Consider the following 22,837-nt stretch of genomic DNA (forward strand, 5'->3'; position numbering starts at 1 on the left):
AAGCCATGGACTACCCTATATATCTGGACTACAATGCTACGACTCCCTGCCATCCTGAGGTATTGGAAGCGATGTTGCCTTGGTTTTCACAAAATTTTGGAAATGCAGCGAGCAAAAGCCATGCTTACGGATGGGTGGCAGAAGATGCGGTAGAACGTGCGCGCGAACAGATCGCAAGGCTGATAGGAGCCAAGACCAAAGAAATCATTTTCACCTCAGGGGCAACGGAATCACTGAATTTGGCCATACGCGGGACCTTTGAACACTATTCAAATGAAAGGCAACACTACATCACCTGCAAAACAGAACACAAGGCAGTATTGGACAATTTCCAAAAACTCGAATCACTTGGCGCAGAAGTTACCTACCTTGACGTTGATAGCCAGGGTACCATTGATTTGGATGAATTGAAAAGGCAAATTAAGCCTGATACTAAAATGATTTGCCTGATGTGGGCTAACAATGAGACTGGACACCTCCATCCGGTTTCGGAAATCGCCGAGATCGCGGAGGAAGCCGGGATCATTTTTTGCACCGATGCGGTACAAGCTGCGGGAAAAGTCCCCGTCCATACGCAGGGAATCCACCTGATGGCTATGTCGGCACACAAGATGTATGGGCCAAAAGGCGTCGGTGCATTATACATCCGCCACAACCATGAATTGCCAAAACCTCTTCCCATCATGCTCGGGGGTGGGCATGAAAAAGGCTTCCGAAGCGGTACGCTCAATGTGCCGGGAATTGTAGGCTTCGGGAAAGCTGCCAAAATCAGATTGAGAGAAATGGTGAAAGAAGGGGAGAGGCTACGTGTTCTGCGCGATAAATTGGAAATCGAGCTTCTAAAAATAACTGGAACATATTTAAACGGCAGTCGCGAAAACAGACTGCCCCACGTCTCCAACATAGCCTTTGAGGGTGTAGAAGGTGAGGAATTGCTCAAACAATTGAACAGAAAAATCGCCGTGAGTTCAGGTTCGGCCTGTACGAGTATTTCACCAAAGCCATCACACGTCCTTTCCGCCATGGGCCTTCCCGCTGACTTGGGCAGATCGTCCGTACGTTTTTCCCTCGGAACAAACACTTCGGAGCAAGAGATCCAATCCGCTTTGGATTGGGTGAGAGAGGTGGTAAGGGGAGGTTTTTCACCTGGCTCATAACAAAGAATCGATTTTACAAAATACAGAACACAAGCGATGTAGGTTCAGTATATTTAAGGTATGGAAACCAAAAAGCCAGATATTGTCAATGAACCCGAAGCCGAATATGGAATGTATTCGTACGCCGATTATTTGACTTGGCAGTTTGATGAAGTAGTCGAGCTTATCAGGGGAAAGATTTTCAAAAAAGCTGCTGCTGCACCGAAGCGAATTCATCAGAAGGTATCGGGTGAGCTTTCATTTCGATTGTCCGGATTTCTAAAGGGTAAGAAATGCGAAGTTTATACTGCCCCGTTTGACGTGCGTTTTCCAAAGAAATCAAAAGATGACCGTAAGATTCATGATGTGGTGCAGCCTGACATCTGTGTCATTTGCGATCCAGAAAAGCTCGACGACCGTGGCTGTATCGGTGCGCCGGATTTGATCGTGGAAATCCTTTCTCCTGGCAACAGCGAAACCGAGCTCAGGCACAAATTCAGACTCTATGAATCCCAGGGCGTGAAAGAATACTGGATCATCCATCCCGAAAACCAGAATCTACTGATCTACACACTGGTTGAGGGAAAGTATCAGACAACCCGCCTGCTTACTTCCGGAGATATCGTGGAATCTATGGCTATCAGCGGGTTCAAACTGGATTTAGAGGACTTTTTCAAGGATATCGACTGAAACCTAAACCCAGCTTCAAAATCCCGTCGGCTTTCAGGCTGTCATTCAGAGAGCAAAAAAATCCAACTCAATCCCTCAGACTTCACCTGGTTCGTTTTTCTTTTTATTCTGCAAACCCTGATAGTCTGCAGGGGTATCGATGTCGATGATACCTTTTGGGAAGTCTAGTTTTTCTACGACGTGAGGGTTGGCAGCGATCAGTTTTCTTGCTCCCTCTTGTCCTTGGAGCGAGAGCAATGAAGGAAACATTTCCCGCGAAAAAACGGCGGGCGCGCCCACGGTTTCTCCATACGAGCAAGCGACAATTGTGCTTCCACTATCTTGTTGCTTTTTGACCAATTCTTTCATCAGAAAATGATCCACATGCGGTTGGTCACAAAGGGTAATCAGCACGCTGTCGAACCGCCTATCATCGGCCAAAGCTTCAACGCCCGCCCGGATGCTTGAAGCCATGCCACTTTGCCATTGTTCGTTGATGATGACCACAGTGCCATCCAGTTTGGTTTTTTCCGCAATCAATTCATGGTTGGCGCCAAGGACAACTACCACAGACGCTGCTTTTGTCGACAATGCTTCATCGATAATGTGTTGAAGTAGGGTTTTTCCGTTGTACTCCAACAACTGCTTTGGCTGACCCAATCTGGAGGAGCCGCCGGCAGCCAAGAGCATGATCGCAGTTTTATCCATGGATAGGGCCATCCTTTTCCCTGAGATGAATGGGTTTCTTTCGATTGAGGACAGTGCGGATTTCACTCAGGACAGAAAGCGCGATTTCCTCCGAGCCTTCCGCCCCGATATCTAGGCCGAGTGGGGCATAAAGGTTTTCCTGTGACACGGCAATACCTTTTCCCGCCAATCGTTCGATTAGCTTTTGGGATTTCTTTTTTGGACCCAGGATGCCAATGTAGGGGAGATTTTCTGACTGGAGTTTTTCAAGAATAACCGCTTCATAGTCAAAATTATGGGTCATGAGCAAGGCGACTGTAAATGGATCAAAATCAAGGGCGTCAAGTACCGAATCCGCAGGTCCTACAACGATTTGGTTCACAGTTCCGAACCTTTGCTTGGTCGCATGGTTTTTTCTTCCATCAAAAAGAACAACCTGCCAGCCCAACAAATCCGCCATTTTTGCCACCGGTATCGTATCGTTACCCGCACCAAAAAGCAGTATGCGTATAGCCGGCCTGATTGGTTCTATAAAGGTGAAAAATCCATCAGTGTTACTTATATTTTGAGTAGCAAATTCCTGATTTCCAATTAAATATTTTACTTTTTCCAATACGAGATTGAGGAGATCTTTGGATACCGTTTCAGGCTTTCCGATGAACTCATTGTCGAGAAAAATGCCGAATGTCCCAATTTGCTCCGACCGCTGGTTTTCCAGTGAAACGGTGGTCACGATCCAAGAAACGGATCTCGTTTGTATGGTCTTTTCCAAAAGTGCGACGGGATTATTGGGGTCATCGAAATCCACGGGCTCGATCAAAACCTGAATGATACCGTTGCAACCCAGTCCGATACCGAATTTTTGGTCATCCTCGTCCGTCGTATCGTAAGTGACCACCATGGATTTTTGTTGGAAAATCACTGTTTGCGCTTTCCTGAGTGCGTCACCTTCCAAACACCCCCCCGAAATGGCACCGACTAATTCGCCTGACTCCGTCACCAACATCCTTGCCCCCGGTCTCCGATAGGCCGAACCGTCCACTTTCACCACAGTCGCCAAAGCCACCCTTTGGTTCATGGATTTGCTGTTTCTATATGCATCTACAATGCTGTCGAATTCCTTCATACCTTAGAAATTTGGGGTAATCTATCGTTTTTTGTCCAAAATTAGACCTGAATATCCAATTCAGGCAGTATTTCCGGGACCAGTTGCACAATAAAATAGACAGTGGAAACCCAAAATATTAATTCCGTTAAAAGTTGTTAAAATTCTTGTTTGCTATTGGTAGGAAATCCCCAAAATTTGATTGTATTTTTGTGCATATGGCAAAATCAAGAGACAACTTCGAAAAAGACGAAAAGGAAAAGCTTAGGCTGAAGAAAAAAAAGGAAAAGCTGGAGAAGAAAGAGGCAAGGAAAGCTAATCAGGAGAAAGCAAAGGATTTCGAAGATATGATTGCCTACGTGGATGAATTTGGAAATATTACGTCCACTCCGCCGGATAGAAGCAAAAAGGTCGAAATTGACCCAGAGACAATATCAGTTGGAGTCAAAAAGGCACTTCCGCAAGAACCTGAAGACAAAACCAGAAGGGGCAAGGTTACATTTTTCAACTCCAGTAAGGGCTATGGTTTCATCAGGGACGAACAAAGCCAAGAGAGTATTTTTGTCCACATCAACAAATGCCTTGATCCCATCAAGGAAAACGACAAAGTGACATTTACTACGGAGAAGTCCCCTAAGGGTCCAAGTGCCGTAGGCGTCAAACTTGCTACCTAAGTCCAAACCAAATTTTGCCATTTCTTTAACCATGCGCCACGAGATACGATAGAATTGTCGGGGATCAACTCCATGTTGCTGGTTATAAAATAAATTGGACAAGCTGTCTCGAATGTTGGTCGACAGGTAGGGGACGAGGCGTTGTATTTCTAGGAATCCCTAGCATGGACACCAAAGATATCCTTTCGATGTCGTGAAAGGCTATAAAGGGAATTTTATCGTGGGAATTTAAAATCCCACGTTTGGGCAAAATCAGTTATTTGGATCCATTTTTTGAAATCGGAAATTAATTCAGATATTTGCAGTCGATTTCATTAAAACAGCCATAAAATTTGAAAGGAAAACCGCCTGTCACCAATCGACAAAGACAAGAAGAGCCCTATAAAATCAACGATCGTATCAGGGCAAGGGAGGTCAGAGTCGTGGGAGATTTCGTAGAAGGAGGCAATGCAGTTCTGCCGTTGGCCCAAGCGATCAAGCTTGCGGAGGATAACGAACTTGACCTTGTAGAGATTTCTCCCAATGCAGTCCCACCAGTTTGCAAAATCATCAATTACGCAAAGTTTAAGTACGAACAGAAGAAAAAGCAGAAGGAAATCAAAGCCAACGCTGCAAAGACTGTTCTAAAAGAAATCAGGTTCGGACCCAATACTGACGACCATGATTTTAACTTCAAACTGAAGCACGCTATCAACTTCCTGAAAGAAGGAGCAAAAGTCAAGGCTTACGTGCATTTCGTCGGCCGATCGATTGTCTTCAAAGAAAGAGGAGAGATGCTATTGTTGAAGTTTGCACAGGAACTGGAGGATTATGCACAGGTGGAACAACTTCCGAAATTGGAGGGAAAAAGGATGTTTTTGTTCTTGGCCCCTCGACCTGCTAAGAAATAATTTCAACTAATACAAACAGCTATGCCAAAAGTAAAAACTAAATCCGGTGCAAAGAAAAGGTTCAAATTGACAGGAACCGGCAAAATCAGAAGAAAGCATGCCTACAAGCGTCACATCCTAACCAAAAAGTCCACTAAAAGAAAGAGAAATCTGACTCAAATGGGCATGGTTCATCCAGCAGATGAGGCGGGCGTAAGAGCAATGTTGAGAATTTGACGAATCAAATCTCAAAAGACAATTAAGTTTAGGTTTATTTATTCACCAGACGCTCAGGTTATCAAGACCACCATGGCACCTAGGGTCAAAAAATCAAAATTACTATGCCAAGATCAGTAAACGCGGTTGCTTCAAGAGCTAGAAGAAAGAAAGTATTGAAGGCAACAAAAGGCTACTTCGGAAGAGGTAAAAACGTTTGGACAGTAGCCAAGAACAAGTACGAAAAAGGTTTGCAGTATGCGTACAGGGACCGCAAAGTCAAGAAGAGAGAATTCAGGGCATTGTGGATCCAGCGTATCAATGCAGGCGCCAGGGAGTATGGTATTTCATATTCTCAATTCATGGGATTGTTGAAAAAGGCCGATATCGAATTGAACAGAAAAGTTCTTGCTGATTTGGCAATGAATCATCCCGAGGCATTCAAAGCTGTAGTTGAAAAAGTTAAATAAGAAGGCACGCCTTGTTTAACATGAAGGAGCCCTGAGAAATCAGGGCTTTTTTATTTCCAATTTTTTGAATGGACAAGGGCAACTTCGGATTTTTTGCTAAATTACAAGAGCGGGATTTTCTATTGATCTAATCTCGTCGATACCAGTTCGGGAATTTCGATGGCCAGACTTGAAAGATGGGGTTCCCGGACAATCGGTTAATTGGATTGTCCGTTATCGGGATTAACCCCTAACCACAGGCGCTCTTTGTCGGAAGGATCGGTTTTGGAATCGGGAAAAGTTGATATTAAACTACCTGGCTACAAAATAAAAAAGCCCCAAAAGTGGGGCTCTGCGTAGCGAGGAGGGGAGTTGAACCCCTGACCTCAGGGTTATGAATCCTGCGCTCTAACCATCTGAGCTACCTCGCCAAATCGGAATGCAAATATGAGGGGTTAGACTCTCAAATGCAAACATAAGACTTCAAAAAAAGCCAATTTTACTACCCAAAAAAAATTAAAAAATGGTTAAAAATAAGTTTATCGCTGATTACCAAATCAATACTTCCAGGAAAATGTTGTTTCCCTACCTGAGTACCGCGAGCGGTTTGGCCGAGTGGTTTGCAGACGATGTGACAATCAATGAGGATAAAAACTTCATATTTAAATACGACGGTGAAGATCACTTGGCTAGGATTGCCTCAATCAGAACCAATGCTCATGTGAAGTTTGAGTTCTTTGACCCCCAAAACATAGACGAAAGGGACCATTCCTATATCGAGTTCAAAGTAGAGGAAAACGAACTTACCCAAACCTTATTCCTAAAGGTCATCGACTATAGTGATTCCTATGATGACGAGGAGTTGGAGTCAATTTGGGAAGGGTTGATTGCTACATTGAAGGAAATCATAGGCGGTTGATTTTTCTGGTGGTATAATTGCAAATTTTTGCAAGATTTACGCGTTGAAAAGCAGTGTGGGAGATTTCTGTCCATGAAAAAAATCGATAAACTTGTTCTCGGGTCTTTTATCGGACCCTTCTTTTTGACTTTTCTCGTAGTGGATTTTATCCTACTTACCGTCAATATGCTTAAGTATTTTGACGAGATTTTTGGCAAAGGATTGAGTTTTTGGGTGTACATGGAGCTGATTTCCTATTTTTTGATCAGTATTTCCCCCATGGCTTTGCCGCTCGCAGTACTGTTGTCATCCTTGATGGCTTTTGGCAATTTGGGCGAGCATTTTGAGCTTACCGCACTCAAAAGCAGCGGTATTTCACTCGTGAGAGCCCTTCAGCCTATCGGGATATTTGTGGTATTTCTCACCATACTGGCTTTTTTGTCAAATAACTACTTGGTCCCAAAAGTCAACCTCAAAACTTTTAGCTTGCTCTATGATATTAGGATGAAATCCCCCGCCTTTGACATTCGGGAAGGGGTTTTCTACAGTGGCATCCCAAATTACGCGATCAAGGTAAACCAAAAGATGGATGAAGTACGGTTGAGGGACATTATCATTTATGACCATTCAGACGGCCAAGGCAATACCAACATCATTCTGGCAGACTCCGGTAGGATGGAGCAGTTTATGGATGAGCGCTACATGTCGCTCACCTTATACAATGGAATCCGATACCAAGAGTCAAGGGCACAGCGAGGGATCAATGAAAAACCCGTGGATTTCAGCCGAACTAAATTCCAGGAAAATCAAATGATCTTCAGCTTGGAGTCATTTCAATTGAGTAGAACACCCGAGGATCTTTGGTCTACCAATAGATCGATTATGGATATCTCTAAATTGAAGCTTGGCCTCGACTCGATGAACGCCGAAATCAACCAAATCATCTATTACAATTATCTCTTCACCGAATCTTCCTATCCGTTTTTCACAAAAAATAGGAAAATCACTCCTCCTTCGGATATCGCTGAAAGGAAACAGCGAGATGACTCAATTCGAGCTGAAAAGGCAAAACTCATGCGAAAGACGGCCGCGGATTCGGTTAAATCTGACTCCTTGGCGTCGCTCTTGTCCGCGGATTCGATCGCTGGCAAATCGGATAGTTCACAAGCTTCCAGTAACAGGGATTCCCCGCCCAGCATAACCCAAACAAAGGCGTCTGTCACAGAGGGAGGAAAGGATACAAAAGCAGACTCAGCAACAGGCAGTGTGTCCAAGAAATTAAAGAAGGAAATTAAGCTTCAGTCTATCGGAATCGATTCGGCTTTGGCTTTCCAAGACCCATTCGCATTACAGCCGATGCCTTCCACCGCCAAATCAGATTCTGTGACTGCCGAAGCCAAGAAAATATCCGAGGAGGGCAGAAAACTTTCGTCGGAAAGAAAGGCAGAACTGGACACTTTGATCGCCCGCGAAAATTATGTCTCCCGCGGTGCAACGGTGGGGCTCAACAATGCGCGCAGTATAAAAAACAACCTGAACAATAAAATGCTGCAGGTAGACAATCTAGAGCGGGAATTTAGACGCTTCGAGATTGCTTGGTACCAAAAGTACACCACCGCATTCGCTTGTTTTGTGATGTTTTTGATCGGGGCACCGCTTGGTGCCATTATCAAAAAAGGAGGTCTTGGCATGCCCGTCTTGATGTCAATCATCTTTTTCATCATTTATTATATGTTGACGATCACGGGTGAAAAATGGGCCAAGGAAGCCATTACAGGTACGGTTTTCGGTACTTGGTTTTCCAATATCGTGCTGTTGCCTTTTGGGCTATTCTTCTTGAGACAGGCGAGAAAGGATGCAAGGCTTTTCGAAGCAGACACGTATACCGAATTTTTCAAAAAAATCATGAGCTTTTTCAATCGCAAATCCCCCAAAACCCAATCATGATTTTCATAATCAAAATTTTCATCTTACCTTTGTGCCTGTTTAAATCAAATAACATTAACTAGGCATGTATTTAGCACCAGAGAAAAAAGCGGAGTTGTTCAAAAATCATGGCAGGTTAAAATCTGAAAAAGACACAGGATCACCAGAATCACAGATCGCCCTGTTCACTTACAGAATCCAGCACCTGACCCAGCATTTGAAGACCAACAAAAAAGACCACTCATCCAGATTGGGCCTTCTGAAATTGGTAGGTAAGAGAAGAAGACTTCTCGACTATCTTGTCAAGAATGACATCGAAAGGTACAGATCAATTATCCAAGAGTTGGAGATTAGAAAATAATTCGATTGACGTAAGGTTCTCAATGTGAGGACCTTACTTTTTTACCTCCCCCTGATATTAAGCCTTACTTTTACATCTTATTCACATCATTATCATTTACAAAACTGTATGTTACCAAATGTAATTTCGAAATCTATCGTCCTTGAGGATGGTAGGGAGATCATTATTGAAACCGGCGCATTGGCAAAGCAAGCCGATGGTTCGGTTGTGGTACGAATGGGCAACGCGATGTTGTTGGCCACCGTCGTATCAAAGACTGAAGTCGTGGAGGGGGTTGATTTTCTGCCACTTTCCGTGGATTACCAAGAAAAATTTGCCGCTTCGGGCAAGATCCCGGGTGGGTTTTTGAAGAGAGAGGGAAGGCTTTCCGATTATGAAATCCTGATTAGCAGACTCGTAGATCGTGCCATTCGCCCGATTTTTCCGGATGATTACCATGCTGATACCCAGGTCAATATCACTTTGATGTCTTCCGACAGCAACGTATTACCTGATTGTTTGGCAGGGTTGGCTGCTTCGGCGGCTCTGGCGGTTTCAGATATCCCCTTCAACGGTCCAATTTCCGAGGTACGTGTCGCAAAGATCAATGGCAAGCTGAAGATCAATCCTTCGCCGGCGGAATTGGAAAAATCCGCATTGGAGTTTATTGTCGCTGGTTCATTGGATTACATCCTGATGGTCGAGGGCGAGGCAAATGAAATCTCGGAAGATGAGATGGTCGAGGCATTGCAGTTTGCACATGAAGAAATCAAGAAGCACTGCCTGATCCAAAAAGAATTGACAATCGCGGTCGGAAAGACCGAAAAGAGGGTGTACAGTCACGAGAAAAGCGATCCTGCTTTGTATGAAAAAATGCATGCCGAATTATACGGAAAATGCTACGAGGCCGTAAGTAGACAGATCGCCAACAAATCCGAAAGATCTGTGATCATCAAGAAGATAAAAGAGGAATTTGTGGCTGGTTTGGGTACTGAACATGGCTTTGAAGCTAGCCTGATTGGGCCATATTTCGCTAAAATCCACAAAGAAGCAGCCCGAAACCTTACTCTTCAGGAGAAGAAAAGGTTGGATGGTCGCAAAACAGATGAAATCAGACCAATTTGGTCTGTGGTTGATTATCTCCCATCAGCGCATGGTTCATCCATATTCACACGAGGGGAAACCCAATCCATCACCACTTGTACATTGGGCACGAAACTCGATGAGCAAATGATCGATGGAGCGGTGATTTCTGGCTACAGTAAATTTTTCCTCCATTATAATTTCCCAGGATTCTCTACAGGTGAAGTAAAACCAAATAGAGGTCCGGGTAGAAGGGAAGTCGGACACGGCAACCTTGCGATGCGGGCACTTAAGAAGGTACTTCCTCCAGAAGAGGAAAATCCATACACAATTCGTGTTGTATCCGACATTCTTGAGTCCAATGGCTCTTCATCCATGGCTACCGTTTGCGCAGGTTCCTTGGCCTTGATGGATGCCGGCGTGCAAATCAAAGCGCCAGTGACAGGCATTGCAATGGGAATGATCTCTGATGCAAAAACCGGGAATTATGCGATTCTTTCGGACATTCTTGGAGATGAAGATCACCTCGGTGATATGGATTTCAAAGTAACGGGCACCGCAAAAGGCATCACAGCCTGCCAAATGGACCTCAAAGTCGAAGGTTTGGACTACGCAGTCCTTAAGGAAGCATTGTACCAAGCAAAAGATGGACGCCTTCATATCTTGGCCGAGATTTCCAAAACCTTGGCTGCGCCGAAGCCGGATTTGAAGCCGCATGCTCCAAGGTCCTACAATATGAATATTCCGAAAGAGCTCATCGGGGCGGTAATCGGTCCAGGTGGAAAAGTGATCCAGGAAATCCAAAAGGATACTGGCGCTACCATCGTCATCGAGGAAAAAGACAACATGGGCAAGATCAACATCTTCTCCAACAACCAAGAATCAATGGATGGAGCGATTCGACGCATCAAGGCGATCGTTGCGCAGCCTGAAATTGGGGAGACCTACACAGGCAAAGTCAAAAACATCATGCCCTTTGGCGCCTTTGTGGAATTCATGCCAGGAAAAGATGGATTATTGCACATTTCCGAAATTAAGTGGGAAAGACTTGAGAATATGGAGGGTGTATTGGAACCCGGGGAGGAGATCATGGTCAAACTGATCGATGTGGACAAGAAAACCGGGAAGTTCAAGCTTTCCAGGAAAGTGTTGCTCCCAAAACCTGAAAAATCCGAGAAAAAAGACTGAGTTCAATAAAGTATTTATTACTTTGAACTTTGCAATCAGGCAGTTCCGTTATTAAGTGAGTTTCAAAAACGAAAATTGTTAATCTCGAATGAGGCAGCTAAAAATTAGCAAACAGATCACCAACAGGGAAAGTCAGTCCTTGGATAAATACCTTCAAGAAATCGGTAAAGTCGACTTGTTGACTGCCGATGAAGAGGTAATTCTTGCCAAAAGAATCCGTGAAGGCGATCAATTGGCCCTGGAAAAACTTACGAAGGCAAACCTCAGGTTTGTCGTCTCTGTGGCCAAACAGTACCAAAACCAAGGTCTTTCTTTGGGTGATTTGATCAACGAAGGCAACCTCGGATTGATCAAAGCAGCACAAAGATTTGATGAAACCAGAGGTTTTAAATTCATCTCCTATGCTGTATGGTGGATCAGACAGTCTATTTTGCAGGCTTTGGCTGAGCAATCCAGGATTGTCAGGCTTCCGCTCAACAGGGTCGGTTCGCTGAACAAGATCAGCAAGACTTTCAGTGAACTCGAACAAAAGTTTGAAAGGGAGCCATCTCCAGAGGAATTGGCGGAGGTGCTCGAAGTAACTGCCGGCGAGGTGGTCGATACCATGAAGATCTCCGGACGCCATGTATCCATGGATGCACCTTTTGTTCAGGGGGAAGAAAACAGTTTGTTGGACGTATTGGAGAACGACGGTGACGAAAAGCCCGATGACGGTCTCATGACAGATTCCTTGAGGAAAGAAGTACAAAGGGCACTTTCTACACTTACCCAAAGGGAAGCCGATGTGATCACCCTTTACTTCGGACTGAACGGTGAGCATGCCATGACCCTAGAGGAAATCGGGGAGAAATTCAACCTGACAAGAGAGAGGGTTAGACAAATTAAAGAGAAGGCTATCAGAAGGTTACGTCATACTTCAAGAAGTAAAACTTTAAAACCTTACCTTGGTTAATCCAGTTAATTTCTGTGAATTAGAATCAAAGAAGGGGTGATCAAACCCCTTTTTTTATTCCCCAAGTTGGAAAAAATGTAACGTCCTGACTGATTACAGATTGCCCAGTACCTTTGCGCACATTAGGGAATTTTAACACCCGTTAACTTTGTTGTAAAAGGTATTTTAACAAAATTTGCCAACTTCAAAAATAAATCCAATGACTTCCGAGAGAGAGAAAGTGAAGGTTCTGATAATTGGGTCGGGACCTGCAGGATACACCGCAGCTATATATGCGTCCAGAGCGGGCTTAAATCCGGTGCTTTACACGGGACCCCAACCAGGCGGGCAATTGACCATCACCACGGAAGTGGAAAATTACCCGGGATATCCCAATGGCATTCAGGGGCCTGAGATGATGGAGGATTTTCGAAAGCAAGCGGAACGATTCGGCACACAAGTCAGATATGGGCTGGTGACAGCAGTTGACTTTTCCTCGCACCCGCATATAGTGACGGTAGATGACCAACACTCAATAGAAGCAGAAACTGTAATCATTTCCACAGGTGCTTCTGCGAAATGGCTCGGATTGGAGAGTGAGACTCGATTAAACGGTAGGGGAGTTTCAGCCTGCGCAGTTTGCGACGGATTTTTCTTTCGTGGACAGGACGTTGCGATCGTCGGGGCAGGCGATACTGCTTGTGAAGAAGCTTCCTACTTGGCAAACATTTGCAATAAGGTATATATGATCGTCCGAAGGGATGAGATGAGAGCCTCTCAGATTATGCAAAAACGGGTGATGAGTAATCCAAAGATTGAGATTCTTTGGAATTCCGAAACCGAGGAAATCCTTGGAGATGAAGAAGTCACAGGCGCACGTTTGTATAACAACGTGACGCACGAAACCAAAGAGATCAAAGTATCAGGGTTTTTCGTGGCTATTGGACATCAGCCAAATACCGATATTTTCAAAGGAATTATTGACATGGACGAAAACGGATACATCAAAACCGTTCCCGGCAGCACGCGTACCAATGTCGAAGGGGTTTTTGCATGCGGAGATGCGCAAGACCATGTCTACAGACAAGCCGTGACGGCGGCAGGAACAGGTTGTATGGCCGCCCTTGATGCAGAAAGGTATATGGCCGCCAAAGAAATGGCATAATTCGTTGAAATGAGGCTAAAAGGGATTTTGATATTTATGGTGGTCTTTTTGGGCATGGGAACTGCCATTTCCCATGCCCAAAATTTTCCGAAGATCATCAAAAAGCCAAAAGCCCAAAAGGAGGCACCGCGTACAAATCCGCTTACGCGTGACTTGCGCCTGTATGACCCACAGAAATACCTTCAAGAGCTCACCAAAGAGACCGATTCGATCCTGTTCAGAAACCACGTAGATATTCGAAAACGATTGAGTATCGTTTCGGAGGATACAATTTCCTTGATTTGGGCGCCCACTAATCAACTCGTAGAGGTATCCGAACAGGTTCTGATTGATAGTATCTGGGTTACCGCCTTTGAGTATTTTTCGTCTTGGGACAGTAAAAAGATAAATATTTACGACTTCAATCCCAAGGAATTCAAGGATACGGTAAGTATCAAACTTTTTGATCCTTTGTTTGGTACAGATTGGAAACTACCCTTGGATGAGACCAGAATTACTTCGGAGTTTGGATTCAGGCGCTATCGCTGGCACCACGGTACCGACCTCAAGCTCAATGTAGGAGATCCCGTCTACAGTACTTTCGATGGAATCGTGCGAATCAGGTCATATGACAGGAACGGTTATGGTTATTACCTTGTCATAAGGCACAAAAATGGACTTGAGACCCTATATGGGCACTTGTCCAAATTCCTGGTCGAGATTGGACAGGAGGTGAAAGCGGGCGAACAGATAGCTATGGGAGGAAATACGGGTAGAAGTACCGGGCCACACCTTCATTATGAAATACGGTACCAGGGCCTTTCTATCAACCCGACGGAGATTTTTGATTTCAACATCGGGCAGATTAAATCCCAACTGTATTCGATTACTTCTTCCAGTTTTGATCATGTGATCAAAACCCAGGAGGCAATATACCACAGGGTAAGAAGCGGCGAGACCCTAAGCAGCATAGCACGACGCTATGGCGTCCGGGTCAGTACGATTACACGTCTCAACAATATTTCGACAAGTACGGTACTGCGTGTCGGGAGGCGGCTGAGGATTAAGTAATGCTTTTTCCGAACATAAAAACTAAATCAATATGGCCTATCCAAAATTAGACATACTCGTGTTGGCTGCGCATCCTGATGACGCCGAACTAGCTTGCTCAGGAACAGTCGCCAAGCATATTGCAGCAGGCTATTCGGTTGGCATCGTGGATTTCACCCAAGGGGAAATGGGAACACGCGGCACGCCGGAGTTGCGCCTCGAGGAGGCGGATGCAGCCGCAGAGATCCTTGGTTTGTCTGTTCGGGAAAATCTAGGCCTAAAGGATATCTATTTTAAGGATGATGAAGCACACCAGTTGGAGGTAATCAAAGCGATCAGAAAATACAAACCTGAAATCGTCCTCGCAAATGCTGTGACTGACCGACACCCTGACCATGGAAAGGCAGGATCTTTGGCGTCTCACGCCTGCTTTATGAGCGGTTTGAGGAAGATTTTGACTGAAGTCGATGGGGTGGAACAAGACCCATGGAGGCCCAAATTTGTGTACCACTACATCCAAAACAATTACATCAAACCAGATTTTGTGGTGGATGTGAGTGAGTTTTGGGAAATAAAAGTGGCAAGTATCAAAGCATTCCGTTCTCAGTTTCACGATCCAAAAAGCATTGAACCGGCCAGCTTCATTTCTTCGCCCGAGTTTCTAGACTTCATCGATGCCCGCGGAAAGGAATTGGGCCACAGCATCATGGTAAAGTATGGTGAGGGATTTACAGTAGAGCGGATGATAGGTGTCTCGGATCTTTTTGATCTCGTGTAGACTCAAGGCGCAAGACGCTCGATTTTCCAGTTTGCCCCGACGCGAGAATAGAATATCCGGTCGTGGAGACGACTGGGCCTACCTTGCCAAAATTCCACTTCCTCCGGAACAATCCTAAACCCTCCCCAATGCGACGGGCGCTTGAGGGTCTCATGCTCGAATTTTTCCCGGAATGTGCGCTCATTTTCCTCCAAATATTCACGACTTGGTATGGCCTTGCTTTGGGGGGAAGCCCAAGCACCGATCTGACTGGAGTATGGCCTAGACACAAAATAGGCATCGGAATCATCATCCGAGACTTTTTCCACCTTTCCAATGAAACGAACCTGGCGCTCCAACTCGGGCCAAAAAAACGTGGCAGCGGCAAATGGATGTTCACGGAGCTCATTTCCCTTGGCACTCTCGTAATTTGTAAAAAATACCAACCCCTGGTCCACATCCTTGAGAAGTACGATTCGACCATTTGGCCGTCCATCTGCACGGACAGTCGACAGCGTCATTGCGTTCCATTCGTTGAGTTTTGCATGGTGCGCTTCGTCAATCCATAGCCTGAATTGTTCCAAGGGGTCTGTCAGGACGTCATGCTCGTCAAGTGTCTTTAAGGAGTAATCGATTCTAATGTCAGCTAGCTTCATCGGGGTAATTTTCCTTAAAATTATTACTCTTATTGCATTTTTAAAATTTAGATTTAACTTAAGCGCAGCATCAAGACGAGATTTTTTATGAAGAACAATGCGGCCAATCCACCGAAATCCGGTGACCTGCTGATATCTGAGCCCTTTTTGCAGGATGAAAATTTTGTCCGCTCGGTAATCCTAGTTTGTGAAAACAACGAGAATGGCTCCTTTGGATTGGTTTTAAACAAGCAGTCGATCCTAAAGCTAAGCGATTTGTTGGACGGTGCTGATTTTTTGGATGCAGTCGTATACGTGGGTGGTCCTGTCGAACAAAATACACTCCATTTCATCTATCACGATTCCAACCCCCTTCCAGGAAGCATCTCTTTGGCGGAAGAGCTGTGGTGGGGTGGTGATTTTGAAGTCCTCCTGGAGAGGCTCAAGCAGGGTGAAATGTTATCGGATCAGGTGAAATTCTTCATCGGATACTCTGGATGGGCAGCTGGTCAATTGGATAACGAACTCGAAGAAGATACTTGGATCGTCTGTACCTCTGCGGATTACGCGGAGATTTTCGACGATTCTGCGGAAGAAATGTGGCGAGTCATTCTCAAGAACATGGGTGGAGAATACCAGCAAATGGCAAATTATCCGATTGACCCAAGATTAAATTGATCCAAATTTGTTACTTTTGTTTCAGTGACCCTGCCAAAAAGTATCAGTTTTACATTATGAGCACAGAAAAAGAAATGTCTGACGAAGACAAGGTGACCCAAACCAGTGAAGAGATTTTACAGGTGGAAGGTAAAGCAACAGAGATTGAGCCGACAGCGGAAATCGATCATCCCGAACAGGAACATGAAGTCGAAGAAGAGGTAGATTATTCTAATTTTTCAAAAGATCAATTGCTTCATGCCTTGAAGGAATTGGTTTCTTCGGGCAAAATACTTCAGATCGAAAGCCAAATCAACCAAATCAAGTCCCATTTTGACGAAGTCCTCCAAAAGGAAAAAGAGGAGGCCTTGGAAGTTTTTGTAAAGAATGGCGGTGCTGCGGATGATTTTGATTACCGCCTTGCGGATGTCGATCGCTCTCTTTTGGCAGGACTGAATGAATTTAGGGAGAAGAAATCGGATTTTCTCCGAGAGCAGGAAAAGCAAAAGGAAAGAAACTTCATCGCCAAAAACGCGATTCTTGATAGGCTGAGGGAATTGGTGGACGGAGAGGAGACGACCCACAGCATCAATACCATCAAGCAAATCCAGGACGAGTGGAAAAAGATCGGACCTGTGCCCGCCGCCCAAAACAAAAACCTTTGGGCTTCCTACAATGCCCTGATGGATCGTTTTTACGACAACCGGAGCATTTATTTTGAGCTGAAGGAACTAGACAGGAAAAAGAATCTCGAACATAAAACCGAAATCTGCGAAAAGGCAGAGGCCTTGGTTCAACTCCCAGACCTAAAGGAGGCAATCCGGCAGTTGAATGATCTCCATGAAGAGTTTAAGCATGTCGGTCCAGTACCTCGGGATGAACAGGAAACACTTTGGACCAGGTTCAAAACAGCCTCGGATGCGGTGTATGCCCGTAGAAAAGAGTTTTACGAAGGACAGAAAGAAGTCCTCAAGGAAAATCTGCTGAAGAAGGAAGCTTTGATCAAGAAGTTGGAGGAATTCCGGGACTACCAATCCTCCAAAATCAAGGAATGGAACAATAAAACCAAGGATATACTTGCAATCCAGAAAGAATGGGAGACAGTTGGTGCGGTTCCTCGTGAAAACGGCAAAGATATCAACAAGCATTTCTGGGGTCTATTCAAGCAGTTCTTCCACCACAAGAATCTGTTCTTCAAGGAATTGGATGAAATCAGGACCAAGAACAAAAACCTTGCAGAAGAGCTTATCCAAAAAGCCGAATCACTGATGAACGAAACGGATTGGAACAATACCGCCAATCAGATGATTGCGCTGCAACAGGAATGGAAAAAGATCGGTCCGACTCCTGAAAAGGTTCGTGACGAGTTGTTCACACGATTTAAGACGGCTTGTGATACCTTCTTCGAAAACAGAAGGAACTCGACCAAACAGGTAAACAAGGAATTTGATAACAACCTCAAGGAAAAAGAGGGAGTGATTCAGCAGATTATCGAAGCTGCCAAAGGTACCGGACTATCCGCCGCTGCGTTGGAATCCTTCATCAATCAATACAATACAATCGGATTTGTCCCGAGAAAAAACATGAAGGAAATCATGTCCCGTTTCAACGAGGCAGTCGATGCTTATGTCAAGCAACTAGGCATCAGCGGAGCGGAGAAGGAGGATTTCCTATTTAGGCTGAATCTCAACAAACTCCAGGCCGATCCCAACAGCAATCGGGTACTCAACAAGAAAGAGCACGGCATCAGAAAGCAGATTGCTGATCTTGAAAATAACATCACGCTTTGGAGAAACAACCTTGAATTCTTTGCTGCATCGCGGACAGCGGATAAGCTTAGGAATCAATTTGAGGAAAAAATTCAGAAGGCGGAAAGCGAAGTAGACAAATTGAAGAAGAAATTGTCTATCATTCGAGAATTTTAATTTGTTCACAAATAAGGAGATAGCGATTGTCTCCTTATTTTTTTCAAAAACTTTTTGCGCAAATATTCTATCCATCTATATTTGCACCACGTTTTCGGGAAAGACAACGGTTTTCGAAATCAAAATAGGTTAAGCCTCCTTAGCTCAGCTGGTAGAGCAACTGACTTGTAATCAGTAGGTCGCTGGTTCGATCCCGGCAGGGGGCTCAAAAGGGCAGCAGAGATGTTGCCTTTTTTCATTTTCAGCCTATGGAGACCTATTTTGTCTACATACTCTACTCCCCATCAACAGGTAGCTACTACATTGGCCAAACGATGGACTTGGAAAACCGGTTGATACAGCACAACAGCCACTTTTTCAAAGACTCGCACACTAGAACGATAGGCCTGGGTTGTTGATGCCCCTTTGTTATCTCTTGCTTCTTTTATGGTTGAGAAAAGTGGAGTCAAAGCGACCTGCAATCGATGGTATGAAGCCTGAAAATTGCTCAAATCAACGCCAGATTAAATTTGATTTGGCGATAGTAGCTGGATTCCACAATTTAATAGCATAGACTCATTCCTTGCAGCGAAGCGGATACACATAAAAACAATGAGTAGCCATGATTAGCGCCAGCTTTCGGACAGGTATTGCTGTATTTATTCGTGCGTAGGTAAGGGGAAGAGTTCTTTTTGTTGTGTTTCATCCATAGGTTTTTGTTTTTCGCACACAATTTTTTTAGGCTTCGGGGATTTAATTACCTTTATTTATACTAAATTACATCAAGCTAATTTTTGATTTTTCACATAAAATGAACTTTGATTTATGGCAAACCATCCAATTACCGTTGAGGGAATCGACCACAATGGACTTCTCATTTTGTCAGACAAGGGCAAGACCAACGTTGATCCGGGCGATACTGTCACTTGGAATATCCATCCCCGTTCTGGTGTATCCGCGATCACCGACATCCTGCGAAGCGATGGTGTAGATGTGTTCAGTGAGGGGCCCTCCCGTGTGGGAAACTCCAACAACTGGAGAGGAACGATTGACCCGAATATCCCGAGGAACTCTGAGGAGAAGTACGATATTCATTTTGTCCGCAATGGTAGCAATACCGTGGAAATCCATGACCCCAAAATCGTGGTCAATCCCTGATATGCCGAAGTCAATTGAAAGAATTGCACGCTATTTTTTATTGGCAGTTTTTTTCTGCGGTTTTATCCAGTCTATATCCGCACAAGATCAGAAGTTGGCCGATAGCCTTGCCGTCATTTACAGAGAGAATAACCTCAGCGACGAGGAAAGGCTCGAACTGCTCAGAAACCTCTCTTTCAACGAAATGCGGGACCTTTCACTGGGCCTCAAATATGCCGAGGAACTTATTAGTCTATCCGAGAAGCTGGGCAACGATCTGTACCTTTCTCGGGGATACCTGCAAAAAGGGAACAAAATAAGATACCAAGGCAACTTCGAACAGGCATTGGATGCCTATTTTAAGAGTGCTGAAGCAGCCAAAAAAGCAGATTTCAAGGTCGGGGAGGGCAGTGCATACATCGCGATTGCAGATATCTATTCTTTCTCAAATAACCCCGCCAACGCCCTTCTCTATTATTACCAAGCAATCTCAACCCTGAGAATGACCTCGGATTCGGTCAACTTGGCATCGGCGATCCTCAATTTGGGTGATGAACATATGAATCTGAAAAACTACGATTCTGCCTTGGTGCATTTTTCGGAATCAAAGATCATTTTTGACAAGGTGGATTATCCCGCTGGGAAAGCCATCAGTCTCGGCAATTTGGGCATGGTATACGCCAACATCGGTAAAAGTGACCTTGCGGAAAGCAATATCAACGAAGCGATCTTGGTTTTGGAGGCCTCGGGAAATTACCACCCCATTTGCACCTACCTCATTTCCATGTCCGACATATACACCGGCAAGGGTGAAAATGAAAAAGCTTTGGCATATGCAAAGCGTAGCCTGAGTCTCGCACAGTTACACAAACTCAAGGAGCAGATGTCCGATGCCAACCTCAAGCTCTCGGAAATTTATGAGAAAATTGGGAATACAGCCGAGTCGTTCCGGTATTACAAAGACCATATTGCCTACCGTGATAGCATCAACAACCTGAAGTCCATCCAAAAGATGGCAGACCTGCGGACGGATTTTGAAGTGTCCCAAAAGCAAGCCGAAGTCGATCTACTCAATCAGGAAAAGAGAAACCAGCGCATTATTCTGATATCCTTGGCCATCATTATAGTCTTGGGCGTCATCATCTTGTCGACTTTGTTTTGGTATTTCAAGAACATCCAAAAAGAAAAGAAACGGTCAGAGGATCTTTTGCTCAACATCCTTCCGACAGAAACAGCAAGGCAATTGAAGGTCAACGGAAAAATCGATGCCATCAGATTTGACAAAGTCACGGTTTTGTTCACCGATTTCGTGGAATTCTCAATGTTTGCCGAGAAAATAGCCCCCGAAAAATTGGTTTATAGCCTTGATTATTATTTCAAAGGTTTTGATGAGATTATCAGCAGATATGGGCTTGAGAAAATCAAAACCATCGGAGATTCCTACATGTGCGCAGGAGGAATACCGGTACCAAACAAAGACCACGCCATCACAATGGCCAAGGCCGCCAAGGAAATGCTCGCCTTGGTCGAGAATGCCAAAAAGAAGGACAATGGATTTCCACATTTTGATGTCCGCATAGGCATTCATACCGGCCCGGTAGTCGCTGGTATTGTGGGATCCAAAAAATGGCAATACGACATTTGGGGGGATACAGTCAATATCGCGTCAAGAATGGAATCAAGTTCACTTCCGGGAAAAATCAATCTTTCCGAGACCACCTATGAACTCATAAAAGACCATTTTGAATGCGAATACCGGGGCGAAATGCAAGTGAAAAACCGAGGGAATTTTAAGATGTATTTTTTGAAGTGAGTTCCCTTGGTCAGTTGGCAGCCGCAGCAGGTATTGTTCAGCAGGCAATAACAGGTTTTAGAGGAAATCTTGGGTAACACGTGTAATTCGCCCATACGTGTCTATTTCTTCACGCAAAGAACGCGAAAGTAGGAACTTCCCTGTAAGGTGCCTTCGTGGAATTGTTTTCCGATGTTTTGCCCTTCCCTGCGTTCTCAGGTGAATTTATTTCCACTTAGCGGTCTTTGCACCTGCTGTGACGTTGCGAGCAGCGTCACTTAAATGCCGGAATTCCCGTGATCTCATGCCCCAAGATCAACAAATGGATATCGTGCGTGCCTTCGTAGGTGATCACGGATTCAAGGTTCATCATATGGCGCATGATCGGATATTCACCCGTGATTCCCATGCCACCATGTATTTGTCGGGCTTCCCGTGCGATCTCCAAAGCCATGGCCACGTTGTTCCTTTTTGCCAATGAGATATGGGATGTGGTGGCTTTTCCTTCGTCCATCATCTTTCCAAGCTTCCAAGCCAAAAGCTGGGCCTTGGTGATCTCTGTGAGCATCTCGGATAGTTTCTTTTGTACCAGTTGGAAGGAAGCAATAGGCTTATCAAACTGAATCCGCTCCAAGGCATATCGTCTCGCAGAATCAAAGCAATCCATGGCGGCACCGATAGCACCCCATGCGATCCCATACCGCGCGGAGTCCAAACACATCAAAGGCGCTCCCAAACCTGATTTTCCGGGAAGGAGGTTTTCCTTCGGGACTTTCACGTTGTCAAATACCAATTCGCCGGTCGCCGAGGCGCGCAGGGACCATTTGTTATGGGTTTCGGGGGTAGAAAATCCCTCCATCCCGCGTTCCACGATCAGCCCATGTATCCTTCCATCCTCGTTTTTGGCCCACACGACGGCAATATCTGCTTTCGGTGAGTTTGAAATCCACATCTTCGCACCATTGAGCAGGTAATGGTCACCCATATCCCTGAAGTTGGTCTTCATCCCGCTTGGGTTTGACCCGTGGTCAGGTTCTGTCAAGCCAAAGCATCCAAGCATCTCTCCAGATGCGAGCTTGGGCAGGTATTTTTTCTTTTGGGCTTCGGAGCCAAACTTGTAAATCGGGTACATCACGAGTGAGCCCTGCACGGAAGCGGTAGAGCGCATCCCTGAATCGCCCCGCTCAATTTCCTGCATGATGAGACCGTAGGCGATATAATCCAATCCACCCCCGCCGTAGGTTTCGGGAATCTGAGGTCCAAATGCTCCCACATCGCCAAACTTTTTGACAATTTCATAAGGAAAATGCGCCCGTTGCGCCCAATCCTCAATGTAAGGACTGATTTCCCGCTTGACAAAATCACGGATCGACGAGCGAATCAGCTTGTGCTCCTCTGTCAATAAATCGTCTATTTGGTAAAAATCCACGCCCTCGAACTGATCTTGTTTGGCGGATTTGTGCACTGTCGCTGCCTGCTCCATGGGTATTTTGGTTTATTGGTAATTTAAACGGATTTTTGCTTCACCTTCTGCAAATCCAGGCTGAAATAAATAAGAAGGCAGCGAAAATACTACCTAACCCAGCAAAA

Annotated in this window: 23 protein-coding genes and 2 tRNA genes; 20 read left to right on the forward strand and 5 right to left on the reverse strand. The window is 45.0% G+C overall.

Going from position 1 to position 22,837, the window contains the following annotated elements:
* The first annotated feature begins 5 nt into the window (after positions 1 to 5).
* Positions 6 to 1,157, forward strand: a complete 1,152-nt coding sequence (locus C943_RS13990) for a cysteine desulfurase family protein (protein ID WP_008628966.1) — start codon at positions 6 to 8, stop codon at positions 1,155 to 1,157.
* Positions 1,158 to 1,217: 60 nt separating this feature from the next.
* A complete protein-coding gene (locus C943_RS13995) occupies positions 1,218 to 1,826 on the forward strand; it encodes a Uma2 family endonuclease (protein WP_008628968.1) in 609 nt (202 codons plus the stop codon).
* 75 nt (positions 1,827 to 1,901) lie between these two features.
* Here the strand turns inward: C943_RS13995 and C943_RS14000 are convergent, their stop codons facing one another.
* Positions 1,902 to 2,513 carry a nucleotidyltransferase family protein gene (locus C943_RS14000; RefSeq protein ID WP_040480700.1) on the reverse strand — a complete coding sequence of 204 codons (612 nt, stop codon included), beginning with the start codon at positions 2,511 to 2,513 and terminating at the stop codon, positions 1,902 to 1,904.
* Entirely contained in the window at positions 2,506 to 3,618 is a 1,113-nt protein-coding gene (locus C943_RS14005; protein WP_008628974.1) for an XdhC family protein, read from the reverse strand. Before C943_RS14005 ends, C943_RS14000 begins: the two co-directional genes overlap by 8 nt.
* Before the next feature lie 197 nt (positions 3,619 to 3,815).
* Here C943_RS14005 and C943_RS14010 point away from each other — a divergent pair, with 197 nt between their 5' ends.
* The 4 genes from C943_RS14010 to rplT all read left to right on the forward strand — a co-directional run bounded on the left by C943_RS14010 (position 3,816) and on the right by rplT (position 5,826).
* Positions 3,816 to 4,271 (forward strand): cold-shock protein, encoded by a 456-nt coding sequence (locus C943_RS14010; RefSeq protein ID WP_040480702.1) that lies wholly within the window; start codon positions 3,816 to 3,818, stop codon positions 4,269 to 4,271.
* Between the two features lie 332 nt (positions 4,272 to 4,603).
* Entirely contained in the window at positions 4,604 to 5,161 is a 558-nt protein-coding gene (gene infC / locus C943_RS14015; protein WP_008628981.1) for a translation initiation factor IF-3, read from the forward strand.
* A gap of 21 nt (positions 5,162 to 5,182) precedes the next feature.
* Positions 5,183 to 5,377, forward strand: coding sequence for a 50S ribosomal protein L35 (rpmI, locus tag C943_RS14020; RefSeq protein ID WP_008628983.1), 195 nt, complete (start codon positions 5,183 to 5,185; stop codon positions 5,375 to 5,377).
* A 104-nt stretch (positions 5,378 to 5,481) separates the two neighbouring features.
* Entirely contained in the window at positions 5,482 to 5,826 is a 345-nt protein-coding gene (rplT, locus tag C943_RS14025) for a 50S ribosomal protein L20 (RefSeq protein WP_008628985.1), read from the forward strand.
* Positions 5,827 to 6,162: 336 nt separating this feature from the next.
* Here the strand turns inward: rplT and C943_RS14030 are convergent.
* A tRNA-Met gene (locus C943_RS14030) sits at positions 6,163 to 6,236 on the reverse strand.
* A 92-nt stretch (positions 6,237 to 6,328) separates the two neighbouring features.
* Between C943_RS14030 and C943_RS14035 the strand changes: the two genes are divergently transcribed.
* From C943_RS14035 to bshB1, 8 genes are all read left to right on the forward strand, one after another.
* Positions 6,329 to 6,724, forward strand: coding sequence for an START-like domain-containing protein (locus C943_RS14035; RefSeq protein ID WP_008628987.1), 396 nt, complete (start codon positions 6,329 to 6,331; stop codon positions 6,722 to 6,724).
* A 72-nt stretch (positions 6,725 to 6,796) separates the two neighbouring features.
* Complete coding sequence (locus C943_RS14040; RefSeq protein ID WP_008628989.1) at positions 6,797 to 8,650, forward strand: LptF/LptG family permease; 1,854 nt, start codon at positions 6,797 to 6,799, stop codon at positions 8,648 to 8,650.
* A 64-nt stretch (positions 8,651 to 8,714) separates the two neighbouring features.
* Positions 8,715 to 8,990, forward strand: a complete 276-nt coding sequence (gene rpsO, locus C943_RS14045; RefSeq protein ID WP_008628991.1) for a 30S ribosomal protein S15 — start codon at positions 8,715 to 8,717, stop codon at positions 8,988 to 8,990.
* Positions 8,991 to 9,098: 108 nt separating this feature from the next.
* Positions 9,099 to 11,240 carry a polyribonucleotide nucleotidyltransferase gene (gene pnp / locus C943_RS14050; RefSeq protein WP_008628992.1) on the forward strand — a complete coding sequence of 714 codons (2,142 nt, stop codon included), beginning with the start codon at positions 9,099 to 9,101 and terminating at the stop codon, positions 11,238 to 11,240.
* Between the two features lie 88 nt (positions 11,241 to 11,328).
* Entirely contained in the window at positions 11,329 to 12,192 is an 864-nt protein-coding gene (locus C943_RS14055; RefSeq protein WP_008628993.1) for a sigma-70 family RNA polymerase sigma factor, read from the forward strand.
* Between the two features lie 199 nt (positions 12,193 to 12,391).
* Complete coding sequence (trxB, locus tag C943_RS14060) at positions 12,392 to 13,336, forward strand: thioredoxin-disulfide reductase (RefSeq protein WP_008628994.1); 945 nt, start codon at positions 12,392 to 12,394, stop codon at positions 13,334 to 13,336.
* A 9-nt stretch (positions 13,337 to 13,345) separates the two neighbouring features.
* Positions 13,346 to 14,386, forward strand: coding sequence for a M23 family metallopeptidase (locus tag C943_RS14065; RefSeq protein WP_008628995.1), 1,041 nt, complete (start codon positions 13,346 to 13,348; stop codon positions 14,384 to 14,386).
* A gap of 31 nt (positions 14,387 to 14,417) precedes the next feature.
* A complete protein-coding gene (bshB1, locus tag C943_RS14070) occupies positions 14,418 to 15,143 on the forward strand; it encodes a bacillithiol biosynthesis deacetylase BshB1 (RefSeq protein WP_008628996.1) in 726 nt (241 codons plus the stop codon).
* A gap of 2 nt (positions 15,144 to 15,145) precedes the next feature.
* Here the strand turns inward: bshB1 and pdxH are convergent, their stop codons facing one another.
* Complete coding sequence (pdxH, locus tag C943_RS14075; RefSeq protein WP_008628997.1) at positions 15,146 to 15,778, reverse strand: pyridoxamine 5'-phosphate oxidase; 633 nt, start codon at positions 15,776 to 15,778, stop codon at positions 15,146 to 15,148.
* An 87-nt stretch (positions 15,779 to 15,865) separates the two neighbouring features.
* Between pdxH and C943_RS14080 the strand changes: the two genes are divergently transcribed.
* From C943_RS14080 to C943_RS14100, 6 genes are all read left to right on the forward strand, one after another.
* The gene (locus C943_RS14080; RefSeq protein WP_008629009.1) at positions 15,866 to 16,435 is read left to right on the forward strand and encodes a YqgE/AlgH family protein; all 570 of its coding nucleotides are present in this window, start codon (positions 15,866 to 15,868) and stop codon (positions 16,433 to 16,435) included.
* A 56-nt stretch (positions 16,436 to 16,491) separates the two neighbouring features.
* Positions 16,492 to 18,339: a DUF349 domain-containing protein gene (locus C943_RS14085; RefSeq protein ID WP_040480706.1), complete on the forward strand. Its 1,848-nt coding sequence runs from the start codon at positions 16,492 to 16,494 to the stop codon at positions 18,337 to 18,339.
* Positions 18,340 to 18,472: 133 nt separating this feature from the next.
* Positions 18,473 to 18,545, forward strand: a tRNA-Thr gene (locus C943_RS14090).
* 42 nt (positions 18,546 to 18,587) lie between these two features.
* Positions 18,588 to 18,737, forward strand: coding sequence for a GIY-YIG nuclease family protein (locus C943_RS21775; RefSeq protein ID WP_081610493.1), 150 nt, complete (start codon positions 18,588 to 18,590; stop codon positions 18,735 to 18,737).
* 406 nt (positions 18,738 to 19,143) lie between these two features.
* The gene (locus C943_RS14095; protein ID WP_008629013.1) at positions 19,144 to 19,476 is read left to right on the forward strand and encodes a hypothetical protein; all 333 of its coding nucleotides are present in this window, start codon (positions 19,144 to 19,146) and stop codon (positions 19,474 to 19,476) included.
* 1 nt (position 19,477) lies between these two features.
* Positions 19,478 to 21,268 carry an adenylate/guanylate cyclase domain-containing protein gene (locus tag C943_RS14100; RefSeq protein ID WP_008629015.1) on the forward strand — a complete coding sequence of 597 codons (1,791 nt, stop codon included), beginning with the start codon at positions 19,478 to 19,480 and terminating at the stop codon, positions 21,266 to 21,268.
* 253 nt (positions 21,269 to 21,521) lie between these two features.
* On the opposite strand, the gene C943_RS14105 is transcribed toward C943_RS14100, so the two are convergent.
* Entirely contained in the window at positions 21,522 to 22,730 is a 1,209-nt protein-coding gene (locus tag C943_RS14105) for an acyl-CoA dehydrogenase family protein (RefSeq protein WP_008629018.1), read from the reverse strand.
* Positions 22,731 to 22,837: the final 107 nt, after the last annotated feature.

Source organism: Mariniradius saccharolyticus AK6 (assembly GCF_000330725.2).
Lineage (GTDB): Bacteria > Bacteroidota > Bacteroidia > Cytophagales > Cyclobacteriaceae > Mariniradius > Mariniradius saccharolyticus.